The organism is Halosolutus gelatinilyticus, from assembly GCF_023028105.1.
Lineage (GTDB): Archaea > Halobacteriota > Halobacteria > Halobacteriales > Natrialbaceae > Halosolutus > Halosolutus gelatinilyticus.
Window position 1 is genome coordinate 1,467,198 of the sequence record NZ_CP095491.1, and the last position, 15,945, is coordinate 1,483,142.

General features: G+C 66.7%; 14 protein-coding genes. 5 read left to right on the top strand and 9 right to left on the bottom strand.

The window, feature by feature from the left end; all coding sequences use genetic code 11:
• Nucleotides 1-169: 169 nt before the first annotated feature.
• Together MUH00_RS07345 and MUH00_RS07350 are read right to left on the bottom strand one after the other, a co-directional pair.
• On the bottom strand, nucleotides 170-1,351 hold the full coding sequence (locus MUH00_RS07345; RefSeq protein ID WP_247003446.1) for an inorganic phosphate transporter: 1,182 nt from the start codon (nucleotides 1,349-1,351) through the stop codon (nucleotides 170-172).
• A 255-nt stretch (nucleotides 1,352-1,606) separates the two neighbouring features.
• Nucleotides 1,607-3,463, bottom strand: a complete 1,857-nt coding sequence (locus MUH00_RS07350; protein ID WP_247003447.1) for an SLC13 family permease — start codon at nucleotides 3,461-3,463, stop codon at nucleotides 1,607-1,609.
• Between the two features lie 166 nt (nucleotides 3,464-3,629).
• Here MUH00_RS07350 and hisA point away from each other — a divergent pair, with 166 nt between their 5' ends.
• Complete coding sequence (hisA, locus tag MUH00_RS07355; protein ID WP_247003448.1) at nucleotides 3,630-4,376, top strand: 1-(5-phosphoribosyl)-5-[(5-phosphoribosylamino)methylideneamino]imidazole-4-carboxamide isomerase; 747 nt, start codon at nucleotides 3,630-3,632, stop codon at nucleotides 4,374-4,376.
• Between the two features lie 87 nt (nucleotides 4,377-4,463).
• On the opposite strand, the gene MUH00_RS07360 is transcribed toward hisA, so the two are convergent.
• Nucleotides 4,464-4,736: a DUF8028 family protein gene (locus MUH00_RS07360; protein ID WP_247003449.1), complete on the bottom strand. Its 273-nt coding sequence runs from the start codon at nucleotides 4,734-4,736 to the stop codon at nucleotides 4,464-4,466.
• 292 nt (nucleotides 4,737-5,028) lie between these two features.
• On the opposite strand from MUH00_RS07360, the gene hisB reads away from it, so the two are divergent.
• Nucleotides 5,029-5,616, top strand: coding sequence for an imidazoleglycerol-phosphate dehydratase HisB (gene hisB / locus MUH00_RS07365; protein WP_247003450.1), 588 nt, complete (start codon nucleotides 5,029-5,031; stop codon nucleotides 5,614-5,616).
• Here hisB and MUH00_RS07370 read toward each other — a convergent pair.
• Nucleotides 5,613-6,494: a hypothetical protein gene (locus MUH00_RS07370; protein ID WP_247003451.1), complete on the bottom strand. Its 882-nt coding sequence runs from the start codon at nucleotides 6,492-6,494 to the stop codon at nucleotides 5,613-5,615. The genes hisB and MUH00_RS07370 overlap by 4 nt on opposite strands.
• A 124-nt stretch (nucleotides 6,495-6,618) precedes the next feature.
• Here MUH00_RS07370 and trpY point away from each other — a divergent pair, with 124 nt between their 5' ends.
• Nucleotides 6,619-7,122, top strand: coding sequence for a TrpY family transcription regulator (trpY, locus tag MUH00_RS07375; protein ID WP_247003452.1), 504 nt, complete (start codon nucleotides 6,619-6,621; stop codon nucleotides 7,120-7,122).
• A gap of 87 nt (nucleotides 7,123-7,209) precedes the next feature.
• Here the strand turns inward: trpY and MUH00_RS07380 are convergent, their stop codons facing one another.
• Nucleotides 7,210-7,611 (bottom strand): DUF7522 family protein, encoded by a 402-nt coding sequence (locus tag MUH00_RS07380; RefSeq protein WP_247003453.1) that lies wholly within the window; start codon nucleotides 7,609-7,611, stop codon nucleotides 7,210-7,212.
• Between the two features lie 198 nt (nucleotides 7,612-7,809).
• Here MUH00_RS07380 and MUH00_RS07385 point away from each other — a divergent pair, with 198 nt between their 5' ends.
• The gene (locus MUH00_RS07385; protein ID WP_247003454.1) at nucleotides 7,810-8,418 is read left to right on the top strand and encodes an IMPACT family protein; all 609 of its coding nucleotides are present in this window, start codon (nucleotides 7,810-7,812) and stop codon (nucleotides 8,416-8,418) included.
• 13 nt (nucleotides 8,419-8,431) lie between these two features.
• On the opposite strand, the gene MUH00_RS07390 is transcribed toward MUH00_RS07385, so the two are convergent.
• From MUH00_RS07390 to MUH00_RS07405, 4 genes are all read right to left on the bottom strand, one after another.
• Entirely contained in the window at nucleotides 8,432-9,295 is an 864-nt protein-coding gene (locus tag MUH00_RS07390; RefSeq protein ID WP_247003455.1) for a PH domain-containing protein, read from the bottom strand.
• An 83-nt stretch (nucleotides 9,296-9,378) separates the two neighbouring features.
• Complete coding sequence (locus MUH00_RS07395; protein WP_247003456.1) at nucleotides 9,379-12,066, bottom strand: TRAP transporter permease; 2,688 nt, start codon at nucleotides 12,064-12,066, stop codon at nucleotides 9,379-9,381.
• 5 nt (nucleotides 12,067-12,071) lie between these two features.
• A complete protein-coding gene (locus MUH00_RS07400; RefSeq protein ID WP_247003457.1) occupies nucleotides 12,072-12,623 on the bottom strand; it encodes a DUF1850 domain-containing protein in 552 nt (183 codons plus the stop codon).
• Between the two features lie 26 nt (nucleotides 12,624-12,649).
• A complete protein-coding gene (locus MUH00_RS07405; RefSeq protein ID WP_247003458.1) occupies nucleotides 12,650-13,648 on the bottom strand; it encodes a TAXI family TRAP transporter solute-binding subunit in 999 nt (332 codons plus the stop codon).
• A gap of 183 nt (nucleotides 13,649-13,831) precedes the next feature.
• Between MUH00_RS07405 and MUH00_RS07410 the strand changes: the two genes are divergently transcribed.
• Nucleotides 13,832-15,931 carry a S9 family peptidase gene (locus tag MUH00_RS07410; protein WP_247003459.1) on the top strand — a complete coding sequence of 700 codons (2,100 nt, stop codon included), beginning with the start codon at nucleotides 13,832-13,834 and terminating at the stop codon, nucleotides 15,929-15,931.
• Nucleotides 15,932-15,945 lie beyond the last annotated feature (14 nt).

The following is a 15,945-nucleotide window of genomic DNA, read 5'->3' on the forward strand; positions in this document are numbered from 1 at the left end:
TATAGCTTGCTGTTCAGTCCTAAATCGTTTTTGAGTCAGAATCCACAGTCACGCACAAAAAACAGTCACTAGTCACCGGAATTCGTGGATACATAGGGAACGGAACCGGAGTTCAGTGACGGGATTCAAAGCAAGCAAAACCGATCGTCGGATCGCGTTCCGACGGGAGTCAGAACCCGAAGATCGGGACGTATTCGAACGTGAGGAACGCGCCGACGGTCGCGATGATCGGCACGACGTTCTGCATCAGGATGACGCGAGCCGTCGTGGACGGATCGAACAGGTCCGACGCCTTCGGGATATCCTCGGGCTCTTCCTCGCCGATCTCCGGGGCCTGCTCACCCTCTTCCTCGGCGGTGAGCGCCCCGACGGACACCCGCGTCTCCTCGCCTCGCCGGGCGTCCGAGAGCGTCGTCGTCCGGGTCGCCCGACCCCAGCCGAGCCCGATGATGGACATCGTCGCGATGATGACGAAACTCGCGGGGATGCCGATCGCCGACAGCACGATGACGATCGCCGACGCGACGACGGCGACGACGATCGCGGCCGTCAGCGGCAGGTTGGTGATGTCGTTTCCGAGCGTCTCCATGGTCCGCCGGGCGATCGTGAAACAGCCGACGGCGACCGCCGCCGACCCGATCACGATGAGCGGCGTCATGGGGACTTGCCCCGTGCCGTAGATGGGCGCGATCGCGTTCGCGATGTTGCTCGTCCCCGAGGAGAAGGCCATCAGACAGCCGATCCCGACGACGACGAACGAGCCCGTTATCTCCCGGCGGGTGCCCGACCCGCCGAACTGAAATCGCGGTACGGCTCCGCGCCAATCGATCGCGATCATCGGTTCGCCGTCGCGGCTTCCCTCGATGGCGATCCAGGCGTTGATCCGGGGATAGAAGTACCGGCCGACGACGCCGGAGACCCAGAAGCCGATGATCGGAGCGACGATCCACCAGACGACGATCTCGCCCAGCACCGCGAAGTTGAGTTCGCCCGTCGCGACGCCGAGCGCGGAGATCGCCCCGACGGCGGTCATCGACGTCGAGGCCGGAACCCCCGCGTAGTTGCCGAGAAAGAGCGCGCCGCCGATAAAGAAGAGGACAGCGACGTTCGCCTTGAGGGTGAAGATCGCGGTCGTGTGGACGAGATCGCTGCCGAGGGTCGTGACGACCTGCGGCCCGATCGTGATCGCGCCGAGGAAGAAGAAAATCGACATCAGTCCCGCCGCCATCAGTTTCGTGATCACGTTCGCGCCGACGGCAGGCCCGAACGCCGGTCCCGTCGTCGCGCCGCCGATGTTGTAGCCGACGAAGGCGGCAACGAGAAGCCCCACGATAAGTAGTACTTCTGTCACACTGTGTACCCACGTGGTCCGATCCTAAAAGCGCGCCTATTTGCAGTCGTCCCGTCAGCCGATTCGCTCGGTGTCAGCGGAACCGGATTACCGTGGTGTGATATATCATTCCCGCGATCACCGCCGCCCCGAGTGTCCGAAGCAGCCACTACCAGTATCGAAACAGCGCGACGATCGAGTCGGTCGCCGTCTCGGCGCCGTCGTCGGCGTTCGCTGCGTACCACTCGCCGCGGGTCGGCGTATCGCTGTCGCGACTCAGACCCCCCAGATGTACGCGATCCCGAGCACGGTCGCGACCGAAAGCAACACCTGCAGCGGTGCGCCGATCCGGGCGTAGTCGCCGAACCGGTAGCCGCCCGGCCCGTAGACGAACAGGTTCGTCTGGTAGCCGATCGGACCCAGGAAGGCGGTACTGGCGGCGAACGTCACCGCGAGGACGAACGCGAACGGGTTCGCGCCGATCCCCGACGCGGCCGCCGCCGCAACCGGAATGAGGAGAACGACGCTGGCGTTGTTGCTGATGACGTTGGTCACGATCGCCGTGAGCAGGTAGAACAGCCACAACACGATCAGTGTCGGGAGGAATCTGGCCGACGATACGACGAGCGCCGCGAGGTAGGCGGCCGCACCCGATCCTTCGAGCGCGACTCCCAGCGGGATGACTCCCGCCAGCAGGAAGATGATGTCCCACTCGACGGCGTCGTACAGTTCGTTCGCATCGAGGACGCCGGTGACGACCATCGCGACCACGCCCGCGAGCGCGGTGAGCAGGATCGGGTATATCTCGAGGGCCGCGATCGCGACGACGCCGATCATGATGGCGACCGCGATCGGCGCTTTATCGGAGCGGTACTCGGGCCGTGACGGTTCGCGGGCGACGATCACGTCGTCGCGGCGGGAGAGCCGATCGAGCGTGTCGGGGGGCGCCTGGACGAGGAGCGTGTCGCCGACGTCGAGTCGGCGACCGACGATCCGCTCGCCGATCAGTTCGCCGCCACGGCGGAGCCCGAGAACGGCCGCGCCGAAGTCCTCGCGGAACCCCTCGGGATCGAGCCGTTCGCCGACGAGCCGCGAGTCGAGCGCGACGACCAGTTCCGTGATGATTCCCTCGTCGTTCCCGTCCGAGAGCTCCGCTGCGGACGACGGCTGGCCGACCAGTTCGAGCCCGGATACGTTCTCCACGGTCGAGATCGCGCCTCTGTTCGTCCGGACGACCAGCACGTCGCCCTCTTCGAGGGCCGTATCGCGCCGGGGCGCGACCGAGCGGTCCGCCTCGCGGACGACCTGAACGACATCGACCTCGAGGCCGAACCTGTCGGTCGCCTCCCCCACCGTAACGCCCGCGATCGGCGAGCCGGGAACGACGACCACGTCGGCGACGTAATCTCCGACTTCGTACTCCTCGAGGTAATCCGCGCGCGGCGGAACGCGTTCGGGGAGGAGGTAGTGACCGACGAAGATCAGGTAGAGCGATCCGGTAACGACGACGATCGCGCCGAGCGCCGTGAACTCGAACATTGAGAACGCGTGGAGTTCCGGGTAGCGAGTTCCGAGACGGGCGCTGACGTCGCTCGCGAGGATGTTCGTCGACGTCCCGATGAGCGTGAGCATCCCGCCCATCTGCGAGGCGTACGACAGCGGGATCAACAGCTTCGACGGCGACGTGTTCCCGCGGTTGGCGACGTCGGTGACGACCGGCACCAGCAGCGCGACGACGGGCGTGTTGTTCAGAAAGCCCGACGCCGGGCTCGTCGCGACGACCGTCGCGAACACCTGCTTGCGGACGCTGTCGCCGGCGTACTCGGCCATCTGGCGACCGACCTGCTGGACCAATCCGGTGCGACTGATCCCGCCGCTCAGGATGAGCATCGCGAGCACCGTGATCGTCGCGTCGTTTGCGAACCCGGAGATGCCGGTGCTCGCGTCGATGCCCGTCCACGGCTCGAGGACGACGAGGATCACGATCAACAGGATCGCGGTCACGTCGATCGGCAGTCGTTCGGTGACGAAGAGCACGAGCGCGATCGCGACGACGCCCAGAACGACGAGGATGTCCGGCGTGAGCGTCGGCTGGCCTGCTCCCGCCTGAGCGATAACCAGACTGGCCACCATCGTTCCATCCAACACCAACCCAGCACGTAATAATTCTCCACAGAGTTCGGACAGTGTATCGGCGATGGACGTCGCCGACCCCGGATCGTCACAGCGCGTCGTGACATCGCCGACGGCCGTCCGCGAAACCGTCGCCTTTACTCGCGTCGGGCCCGGGCACTCGAGTATGAGTACCGACGCCGACGAGGGATTCGAGGAGTTCGAGGTCGTGCCGGCGGTGGACGTGCAAAACGGCGCGGTTGTCCAGCTCGTTCAGGGCGAGCGCGGAACGGAGAAAACCTACGGCGATCCCGTCGAGGCGGCTCGACGGTGGATCGGCGCCGGCGCCCGATCGCTCCACCTCGTCGATCTCGACGGCGCGTTCGAGGGCGAGCGGGGAAACGCTGACGCGATCGACGCCGTGCTCGACGCCGTCGACGTGCCGACCCAACTCGGCGGCGGCATTCGAACCGTCGACGACGCCGTCGATCTGCTCGATCGCGGCGTCGATCGGGTCATCCTCGGTACGGCCGCGGTCGAAAACCCCGAGATCGTGGCCGAAATCAGCGACTACCGCCCGAACAGCGTCGTCGTGAGCCTCGACGCGAAAGACGGCGAGGTCGTCGTCGAGGGCTGGACCGAGAGCGCCGGCATCTCGCCCGTCGAGGCCGCCGAACGGTACGAGGATCTCGGTGCGGCCGCGATCCTCTTTACGAACGTCGACGTCGAGGGCCGGCTCGAGGGCGTCGCGACCGATCCCGTCCGGGAACTGGTCGACGCGACCGAGATCCCGGTGATCGCGAGCGGCGGCGTGGCCTCGCTCGAGGACGTCCGCGCCCTCGCGGGCGCCGGCGCCGCGGCCGTCGTCGTCGGAAGCGCGCTGTACGAGGGGGAGTTCACGCTGGCGGAAGCGCAGTCGGCGATCGGCGGGTAAGACGTGGGAGGACGACGGAAGCCGGCAGTTCGTCGCGATCAGCGGGAGGGCGCGAAGGAGGACGAGGCTGGGGCGGCCGGCGCCGACTCAGTCCCGGTTGTAGCCGTGACCGAGGTAAAGGGTGAGGACGTTGATCGCCAAGAGGGCGACGAACGCGATCGAGACCGTCGGATCGCCCAATCCCCGTGCGAGCAGGGGGAGGTGGACGAACGGCAGGGCGATCGCGACCCAGAACGAGAGGAACTGGGCAGGCTGCTTCACCGACCGGGCGAGTCGGCGGCGGTGGTCATCGGGCTGGCGCTCCGTCTCAGGGGAGGACGGGGCGATCGATTCGTTCGAGAGCGGGGAGTGGTTGGACATCGGTGCTCGGTTCACCTCTCGATCACGACATTCACTGCAGGTATCATATAACGGGCTGAATATTGGCCGCGTTTCGGGACGTTTCACCCCGCTAGGCGGCGGTTCCGGACGTTTTCAAACTCCTTCATAAACCGTTAGACGTTTTATACGGGACGCAGATCGAGTGAAAGTCGATTTTCGGCTCGGCCGATCGAACCGGCGGATATCGTCCGGTCGCCGGACGGTTCCGACGCCGATCGAACGCCGCCGGACGAGCGCAACCGCCTTGTATCGGCGGCGGTATCGATACCGCATGAGCGATCGAACGGCGACGATCACGCGCGAGACGACCGAGACCGCGATCGAGTGCGCGATCGCGATCGACGGGACCGGCGAGGCGACGGTCGAGACGGGAATCGGCTTTTTCGACCACATGCTGACGTCGTTCGCCAAGCACGGTCTGTTCGACCTCGACGTCGACTGCGACGGCGACCTCGAGATCGACGACCACCACACGGTCGAAGACGTCGCGATCGTCCTCGGGGAGGCGTTCGACGAGGCGCTCGGCGACCGATCGGGGATCGTCCGCTACGCCGATCGGCGGGTGCCGCTGGACGAGGCCGTCGCGAGCGCCGTCGTCGACGTCAGCGGCCGCCCGCGCTTTTACTTCGACGGCGAGTTCTCGCAGGCGGCGATCGGCGAGTTCACGAGCGACATGGCCCGCCACTTCGGCGAGTCGCTCGCGATGAACGCTGGGTTGACGCTACACCTCGCGGTCGAGGGCGAGAACGCCCACCACGAGGTCGAGGCGCTGTTCAAGGCGCTCGCCCGGACCCTCGACGACGCGACCCGGATCGACGAGCGCCGAGACGGGACGCCGAGCACGAAAGGCACGCTTTAAGCCGGACGAAGAACGCCCTCTTCCTCGACGAATTCCCCGTTCTCGATCGCGCGGTCGATGATTGCTTCCACCTCCCGGGTTTCGAGGTCGTAGGCGTTGGCGGCTAGCGACTCGATGGCCCGCCGGTCCATCGGGGCCTTGCGGTTGCGAAGGAGCCGGACGACCTTGGCGTACGTCCGCAGACCGCGTTTGCTGGCGGCCGTGGACGCCGACGGACCGCCCGTCGCGTTCGAATCGTCGGCCGGTTGCTCGTCGGTCGCGCCGTCCGCCGGCGAATCGCCGGGCGCGTCGCGATCGGCGTCGTCCGCGCCGCTGTCATCACCGTTCTCGTCGTCGCTCTCGCTCGATCGGTCGGTCGCGGCGTCGATCGCACTCGAGGAGCCGATCGCCGTCGCGTTCGAGTCGTCGGCGTCGGATCCGGAAGACGCCGCGGCATCGCGGTCCGCGTGTTCGACGGTGATGCCGCCCGTCGTCGACGGCGTGCTGCTGGCATCGGCGTCGGCGTCCCCGCCCGTCTCACCGCCGCGATCGTCGGTCGACTTCGCATCGTCGCGGGCGTCGGCGGAATCGACCGCAGAAGGGGCCGAAACGGCTGCGTTCGAACTCGTCGCTCGGGACCGCTCCGTCGTCGATTCGTCCGCGGTCGCGACGTCCGACTCCTCCGTTTCGCCGCCGTCGAGTTCGGACCCGGGCGCGTCCGCGTCGACGCCGGCGCGGACGAGCAGCGGTTCGAGCAGCGTCTCGAGGCGGTTCTTACAGTCGTCACAGAGGATCGCGCGGCGCTGTTCGGCCTCCGTCGGTTCGAGTGCTGATGGGACGATTTCGAACGTGCCGACGGGATCACCGGCACAGAAATCACAGCGGCGAAGTGCTCGCATGATCGAGGGGTAGCGGCCGAAAGACTAAAAAGATCCGTCAGACACCGCGCCGGTCGAACCGGCGTCGGCCGCCGCGAGTCGACCACCGGAGACTATATACCGGCCCACGTACATCCGCCAACGAATGTTCGACGAGATCATGGAGAAGTTCGAGGGGTCGCCGAGCCAGCAGGCGGTGATTCGCCTGCTGCTCGAGCGGGGCTTCTCCGTCAACGACGACGGCCGCGTGGTATCCGGTGGGATCGAGATTCCGAACACGGGGATCGCTCGCGAGATCGACGTCGATCGTCGGGTCGTCGACTCGACGACGGGTGCCATCCTCGAGGACCCCGAACTGCGCCAGATCTTCCAGAACATCTCGCAGGTGCCGAGCCTGATGGACCTGGCGCCAGTGCTCGACCTGACCGTCCTCTCGGTCGCCGTCGACGACGCTGAACAGGAGGGGATCGTCTCGCAGGTGACGGGGACGCTGGCCGAGCACGGCATCTCCATCCGGCAGACGATCAGCGAGGACCCCGAGTTCACCGACGAGCCGCGGCTGTACCTCATCACCGACGAGGATCTGCCGGGCGACGTCATCACCGCGATCCGGGACCTCGAGTTCGTTCGGAAGATCGAACTGCAGTAAGCATCGCGGTCTCGATCGCCGACGGCGGCTCCTGAGCGGCCGGCGATCGATCCGCCTCGCGACGGCGTCGCCTTCGATCGGGCGTCCTCACTCGCCGCCGTCGATCGCCACGTCGTGCTCCTCGAGGAGGGCGTCGAGTACGCTGATGAGTTCTTCGAACCGTTCGAGCGACATCTCATCCGTCGTCACCCAGACACCGTGGTCGTCCCGGATAACCCGGGTCAGGTAACCGTTCTCGAACAGCCGAATCGTCGCCTGGTACTCTCCGAGCTGCGTGTTCCGGTACGCAGACTGCGAGCGAAAACCGAGCCGCTCGTGATCGGCGAAGCCGACTAGATCGGCCGTCCGTTCGAGGTCCGATCGGAGGTACAACTGCTCGACGTCGTCCTCGGTGAAGTACGCGATACTCCGCAGCTCGTCGCCGACCGTCGTTCGGCAGGCGCTTCGTAATTCCTCTGCGAACTCCTGATCGATCGCGGCGCCGTCCATGCGAGTGGACACCACACCCTGGCTAATAGCGTCGGGGGTGCCGGCAGAAGTCGAACTCCGAGAGGGCCGGGAGGGATGTGCGACCGGCGGACCCGCCGCGAAGGCGATCGACGAGCGTCCGCGAGAACGATGGCCTCTTTTCGCCGGCCGGCGAAGCGCCGCCATGATCAGCGCGCGGATCCGCCGGAGGTGGCGATCGTGAGTCGGACCTACCGCGCCGTCGTGGAACCGGCGACCGCGCGGTTTGTCGTGCAGGGATCGGAGTTCATCGGGCACGCGCGACCCGTCGACTCCGTCGCGGATGCGGAAGCGTTCGTCGAGACCGTCGAGGCGGAGTACGACGACGCGACGCACAACGTTCCCGCCTACCGCGTTCGCGCGGACACGGATGGCGACTTCCTCCGAGAGTACTCCAGCGACGACGGCGAACCGTCGGGATCGGCGGGCAAGCCGGCGTTGAACGTGCTCGCCCAGCGGGAGATCGAGAACTGCGCGGTCGTCGTCACCCGCTACTACGGCGGGACGAACCTCGGCGTCGGTGGCCTCGTCAGGGCCTACTCCCGGGCCGTCAAGGAGGCGATCGATGAGGCCGGTGTCGTCGAGGAACGCCCGCACGAACGCGTCTCCGCGACTGTCGAGTACGACGACTCCGGGACGGTGCGCGGGATTCTGGAGAGCGAGGGCTACGAGTTCGACGCGGAGTACGAAACGGCGGTCTCCTTCGGCGTACGGGTTCCGGTCGACGAGGCCGATGCGCTGCGCGATCGACTCCGGAGCGCGACCAGCGGCCGCGTCGATCTCGAGTGAACGTCCGAAGGCCTCAACCGGCAGTTCGCGGCGGGGAGTTCGCGTTCGAGACGTACCGGTCGATCGCCGAGCGAAGCCCCTCGGGATCGTCGAGTTCCGCGCTGTCGAAACGAACGTCGAAGAGGCCGCGATCGAGGACGAGTTCGTCCTCGCGCAGGCGGACGTGCGAAACGGACTCCCAGGGGACGAGCGATCGGGTGAAGGGACGCTGTTTGACGAGACCAGCGTCGTGAACCCGAAGCCGCGGCGTCGTTCCGAGCGCGTCGACCCGCCAGCGCCCCTCGGCGACCCGACCGCCCGACCAGAGGAGGGCGAACACCGTCCAGAAGATAGCGGACGGCCAGTTTCCTTCGATCGCGTTCCCGAATACGAAGACGAGACTGAGTACGAGCAAGAGCCCGTCTATCCAGGCGGTTCCGCGAGGACTCCACCGCCACGCCGCCGCCGGTTCGTCGATGACGAGCGTCTCGACGTACCGACTCTGGGCCGCCCTCGAGAGGGCGTGTCCCGCGAGGAGGAGCGCACACGCCGCGGCGAACGCGACGACGAAGAGCGATCGGACGAGCCACTCGAACCGCGATGCGAGGGCCACCACGCCGAACGCCGCCGCCGGCAGGAGCGACACTAGCCGCCGTTTCAGGCTCCGGCCGAGTCGAGCCGGCAGTGTGCGGTCCCGTCCCGCGAGGGCGATACCGGCGCCGGATCCGAGGACGAACGCCACGAGCGCCGCACCCGCGAGAACGAGCGGAGACGTCGCTTCGAGGACGGCGATCGTCGCCGCTCCGCTCGCGAACAGCACGCCGGTGTAGACGCCGGCCGCGAGCCGAAAGAGGGCGTCCGGGTCGGTGATCGAGGAAACCGCATTTCGTTCGGTCACGTCATGTTCGTACGCTAATCGAAGTGAAAACACTATCGAGGTCCTGCGGTCGCGAACGACGGCGATCGGATCGAGTGCCGCGATCAGGCGTCACTCGGCGTCTGTGGCGCAACGTCCGCGTCCGCCTCCTCGAGCGAAGCGCGGGTGTGGTTCCGGTAGGAGATCCCGACGAGGAGCGCCAGTCCGACGACCCGAAGCGGCAGGGTGATCACGAAGATCGTCAGCAGCGAGGGGATGCCGAACAGCGCGAAGACGCCCTCCGCGATGAGGAGGGGAATCTCCGGCACCATCAGCAGGATCGACGCGATCGAGTAGATCCCGCGCTCGGTCGGCGAGACCGACGCGTACTGGTAGCCGATGATCGTCACCCCCAGCGCGTAGATGCCGAGGAACATGCCGAGGACGGGAACCACAACCTCCGGGAGGAAGAACCCGACGTCGGCGACGTCGGCCCAGCCGACGATCGACCAGTCGTCGACGTCGCCGCGAATCAGGAGAATGCCGGGCGAGAAGACGAACGCGAACGGCACGAGGATCTTGTTCAGCGAGAGCAGGAACGCGATCGTCGCGGTCTTGAGTTCCTCGGCCTTGGCGACCCCCGCGCCGGCGAACGCGGCGACGGCGACCGGCGGCGTGACATCCGCCATCAGGCCGAAGTAGAGCACGAAGAGGTGCGCGGCCAGCACGATGATGCCGGCCTGGATGAGCGGCGTCTGGAGCATCGCGATCAGGATGATGTACATGGCGGTCGTCGGCATCCCCATCCCGAAGATGATCGAGGCGACGCCCGTCAGCGAGAGCAGGACGAGCATCGAACCGCCGCTGACCGCGCTGATGAGCGACGCGAGGTTCGGTCCGAGGCCGGAGACGCTGATGACCCCCGGTACGACCCCGGCGGCCGCGACGGCGACGGCGACGGTCGTCGCGGTTCGCGCGCCGGAGTCCATCGACTTCAGGATGAACGAGCCGAATCGGTAGGCCGTGTTGTTCGCCAACCGCGGCACACCGATCGCCGCCGCGGTCCGTTCGGCGCTCTCGTCGACGTCGTCCTCGAAGTCGAGCAGCGGGGCGTCCGAACCGGGCCGGACGAGCAGGAACGCGAGGCTGACCAGAATCGCGATCGCGCCGAGGTCGCCGGCCGCGGCGGTCGCCGCGCTTCCGATCGAGTACGCCCCCGTCGGCACGTCGGCGCCGATCGCCGCCCGCATCGCGCCTGCGAGCCCGGTGCCGGCGACCGCGTACGCTGCGGTCTGGGCGAGGTAGACGGCGGCGATCGTCCCGAGAAGCGGCACGCGAGTTCGCTCGGTGTAGGCTGCGACGACCGCGGCCAGGGCGACGATGGCGACGATCGTGTACCAGCCCGAGCGGCCGATCGAGAGGCGAGCCACGACGAGGAAGTACAACAGGAGGACGATCGGAATCAGGTAGAACCAACCCTCGCGAAATCGCGAGCGGACGTCGGGAAGCTGGCTCCGCGGGAGGCCGCCGATGCCGCCCCGGACCGCCTCGAAGTGGACCATGATCCACATCCCGAAGAAAAAGGCGATCGCGGGTAGGGCGGCGGCGACGATGACGTCGCGGTACGGAACGCCGGAGTACTCGACGATCAGGAACGCGGCGGCGCCCATCACCGGCGGGAGCATCTGACCGCCCGAGGAGGCCGAGGACTCGACCGCGCCGGAGAACTCGGGGGTGTAGCCGGAGCGTTTCATCAGCGGGATCGTGAACGCCCCGGTCGTGACGGTGTTGGCGATCGACGACCCCGAGAGCATCCCCATGAAGCCGCTCGAAACGACGCTCGCCTTGGCGGGACCGCCCTTCTTCGTCCCGGTCAGCGAGTACGCGAGGTCGATGAACCACCTGCCGGCGCCGCTCATCTCGAGGAACGCCCCGAAGAGGATGAAGATGTAGATGTAGCGAACGCTGACGGAGACGGGCGTGCTCATGACGCCCGCCTCGGTCGTGAACCAGAGGTTGTAGATGATGTTACCCCAGCTGTCGGGCTGGATCGCCAACATCCCGACGGCCGAGTCTCGGGGGACGAGGTAGCCCCACCGCGCGTAGACGATGAAGAACGCGACCAGCGACATGAGCAGGGCGCCGAGCGTTCGCCGGGTCGCCTCGAGAACGAGCAGGATGCCGAGAACGCCGATCAAGAACGGATACGACGTCCCGTGGAGCGGAATGCCGACCGCGGCGAGCGCCGTCACGATCGGCTCGAGGATCGGATGGGCCTCCTGGATCGTGTGGGCCGCGTGAATGCCGAAGACCGGTACCTGGTTTTGAATTTCTTCGATTTGGGTGAGGATGTAGTACGACGGAAGCGCGGCGAGGAAGATCAAGAGGACGTCGACGGGCGTAACGCGATCGAGAGCGGGGTCGACGAACGCCCAGCGAACGCCGTCGCCGAGTCGCTCGACGAGCCGCGTCGCGGCACTCTCGGCACCGAACCGTCGGCGCGCGGCGGGCTCGATCGCCCCGAGTCGGCGGGCGACCGCCCCGTCGCCGCGGGTTGCGGGAAACAGCAAGAACGCGAGCACCAGCGCGAAGGTCACGTGTATCGTGTTAATTTGCAGCCGTTGAAGCTGGGTGGACCCGAACGTGTTGCCGCGAGCGGCGAGCCACAGCTGGAACGCCGAGAACGCGATCCCGACGAGCGCGGCGATGACGGCTGCCGAGCCGGTGAGCGTGCGGCGGCGTTCGACCTCCTGTAGAATCTCTTCCTGTTCTTCCTCCGAGAGTGCGTCCGTATCTGGCGTATCTACGCTCATATCTATCAGTAGCGAGTAATCTGCAAATCGGTGGCTGGTATCGGTTCGGACCGATCGCCGAGCGAGAGCGGGTCCGAGAGCCGATCGGACAGCGTCCGCTCGGTTACGAAAATGACCACCGAACCGTCGGAGTGTGCGACCAGATCGTACCGGTTGTCGCCCACGACGAGTTCGTGGCCCGCGATCGATCCCGGAACGACTCGGACCGTCTCGTACGAGTCGTTCAGCGGCAGGACGAACCCCTCGTCGGTTCGCTCGTACGCCGCGTCCGTCGGCAATCCGGCTCCGTGGGAGCGAAAGACCATGCGGTCCATTCGAAGCGTCGTCCCGTCGACGACGTAGACGTCTTCGATCGGCGTTTTTTCGACGCTATGGGTGTACGAAAGCGTTACTTCGGTGCCGTCCTCGACCGGCCGTTCGAGCACTCGGTCGCCCGTCTCGGCGTCGGCGACGACGAGGGTCCGGTTCGCCGACGCGGTCGCGACGGCCGCGGCTGCCGTCGCTACCAGCAACGCGAGGACGACGACGGCGATCTGTCGGCGAGATAGTCGGGACACGATCGAAAGATGCGCGGGTTCGACGATCAGTTGAAGTAGGCGTCGGCGCCCGGGTGGAGGTCGATCGGCATGCCGTCCTGCGCCGAGTCGACGCCGATGAATTCCGTTTTCTGCGTAATCTGGTCGGTGTTGTCGAAGATCGCCGCCGTGACCTCTTCGACTACCCCTTCATCGACGCCCTCGTGCGTGGCGATCATCGCCTGGACCGAGACTGTTTCGACGTCCTGGTCGATGCCGTCGTAGGTTCCCGCGGGGACTGTGTCGTCGGCGAACCACTCGGCGTCGGACTTTACGCTCTCGCGGATGTCGCCGGAGACTTCGACCAGCGAGACGCTGGAGGTCGTCGCGAGTTGCTGGACGGAACTGACCGGCCAACCGCCGACGACGAACGCAGCGTCGACGTCGCCGTCGCGAATCTGTTCGGTCGCCGTGGTGAAGTCCCCGTTCTGTTCGTCGAAGTCGCCCTCCCCGATGCCCGCGGTTTCGAGGATCTGCAGGGCGTTGACCTGCGTTCCGCTCCCGGGGGCGCCGGTGTTGACCGTCGTCCCCTCGAGGTCCTCGACGGTCTCGATTCCCGAATCCGCCTGGGTAACGACGTGGATCGTCTCCGGGTACAGCGTCGCGACGCCCCGGATGTTCTCCATCGAGTTGCCCTCGAACTGCTCGAGACCGGTGCCGTTGACCGCGAAGTACGCGATGTCGTTCTGGATCAGCGCGAAGTCGGCCTTCTCGCGGTTGAGACTGCCGACGTTCTCGACGCTCGCACCCGTCGACTGCACCTGTAAGCTGTGCCCCGTGCTCTCCTCGACGATGGTCTTGAAGTCGCCAGAGAGGGGATAGTACGTGCCACCCTGCCCGCCGGCGTGCCACGAGAGAATCTCGCCGTCTCCGTCGGGGTTGGAATCCCCGCCGTCGCCGTCCCCATTCTCGTTCTGGACGTCGTCGCCGATACAGCCGGCCAGGCCGGCGAACCCGGCAACCCCACTTGCCGCAATAAATTGGCGCCGATTGATAGTTCGAGCCATGCTTGCACTGTAACCCACGTTCTTTAATAGATTCTTCGATGCACGCCTACAAACGATCACGTTTTGATAGAAGCGAGTGACATAGTAGCGCTCATCACACCCGCCATCGAGTGATTATGTTAAATTGGCAACCCGATCGCCGGGAGCGAACCACTAATTTGCTCGGCGTCGCAGGGTGTGGGCATGCACCCGATCGAAGTTGCCGACTACCACGACATCGTCCGCGTCGCCGACCCGCAGCTCTCGCCCGACGACGAACGGATCGCGTTCGTCCGGCGGACCCCGGAGGACGAGACGGCCGATCAGGCGACGATCTTCGTGGCGCCGATCGGCGGGGACAGTCCCGAACAGTTCACCGCGCGTGAGGGGATCGACGGCGAACCTCGATGGCACCCCGACGGCGACCGGCTCGCGTTCGTCAGCACCCGCCGCGAGGCGAACGATCGACCCCAACTCTGGCTGCTCCCCGCCGACGGCGGCGAAGCGCGACGGGTGACGAGCGTCGTCGGCGGCGTCAGCGGTATCGAGTGGAGTCCGGACGGCAGCCGACTGTGTTTCACGCAGCGCGTGACCGCGGCGGATCGCGAGGCCGATCGCGACCTCGCGGTCGATTCCGACTACGAGCGCGAGGCGCCCGATCCGCGCGTGATCGATCGCATGGTCTACCGGGCCGGAACGGAGTACTTCGACGGTCGACGGAGCCACATCTACGTGCTCGACGTCGCGGCCGCGCTCGATCGGGACCCGGAAACGAGCCCGGATGAAACCGACGCCGTCGCGCGAGTGACCGAGGGCGATGCGGACTACGTCTCGCCGACGTGGGGCGACGACGGGACGATCTACTACGCGAGCAAGGCCGGCGATCGGCCCGACGATTCGATCACGTACGAGATCCACGAGCACGATCTCGAGCGCGACGAGGCCGATCCAATCACCCGGACGTCCGGCTGGCTCGACGCCGGATCGGTCGCCGCGACCGAGGGCGGGAAGGTCGCCTTCGAGTACACCCCCGAGGAGAAGATGACGATGCGCCAGACCGAGATCCGGGTCCACGATCGCGAGACCGGCGACGAGGTCGCGCCGACGGCGCCGCTCGATCGAACCGTGGGCTACCGGTGTTCGTTCGAGTGGGACCCCGAGGGCGAGCGGCTCTACTTCAGTACGCCCGACGAGGGATCGAGGGTTCTCTGGTCGGCTCCGGGCGACGCGAGCGACGATCCGAAACGGGTGTACGGCGACGGCGTCACCGTCGAGGACTTCTCGGTCGGCGCGAACGCGATCGCGTACGTCCAGAGCGAGTGGGACCATCCCGGCGACGTCTTCGCGACGACCCGCGGCGGCAACGAAACCGTCAGGCTGAGCCGCGTCAACCGCGGCTTCCTCGCCGATCGGCCGATCTCGCAACCCGAGGAGGTGCGGTTCGAGAGCGACGGCGTGGAGATCCAGGGGTGGGTGCTCAGACCGCCCGCGTTCGATTCCGACGAGGAGTACCCGCTGGTCGTCCAGATCCACGGCGGCCCGCACATCCAGTGGACGAACGCGGGCACGATGTGGCACGAGTTCCAGACGCTCGCGGCACGGGGCTACGTCGTCTTCTGGTGCAACCCGCGCGGATCGACCGGCTACGGCGAGGACCGCGCGATGGCGATCGATCGCGACTGGGGAGCGGTCACCCTGCGAGACGTTCTGGCCGGCGCCGACGCGGTCTGCGAGCGCGACTACGTCGACGAGACCAACCAGTTCGTCACCGGCGGCAGCTTCGGCGGGTTCATGACCGCGTGGACGGTCGCGCACACCGATCGGTTCCGGGCGGCCGTCTCCCAGCGCGGCGTCTACGATCTCGCGAGCTTTTACGGGTCGACGGACGCGTTCAAGCTGGTCGAAGGCGACTTCGGGACGACCCCCTGGGGAGATCCCGAGTTCCTCCGGGAGAAATCGCCCGTCGCGCACGTCTCGAACGTGGACACGCCGACGCTCGTGATACACTCCGATCGGGACTATCGAACGCCGGCGAACACCGCCGAACTCTTTTATCTCGGTTTGCAGAAACATGGCGTCGACACTCGCATGGTTCGCTATCCCCGCGAGGGTCACGAACTCTCCCGCTCGGGCGAACCCGGCCACGTCGTCGATCGCCTCGAGCGCATCGTCCGCTGGTTCGACGGCTACTCCGACCACCACGACGCCCCGCCGGCGTTCGAGCGCGATCGGGACGCCGGCCTCTCCGGCGCCGCCGGATCGGAAGCCGACGATTCGGAAGCCGAGACCGCCGGAGGCCGGTAGCGCGGCCGGCACCG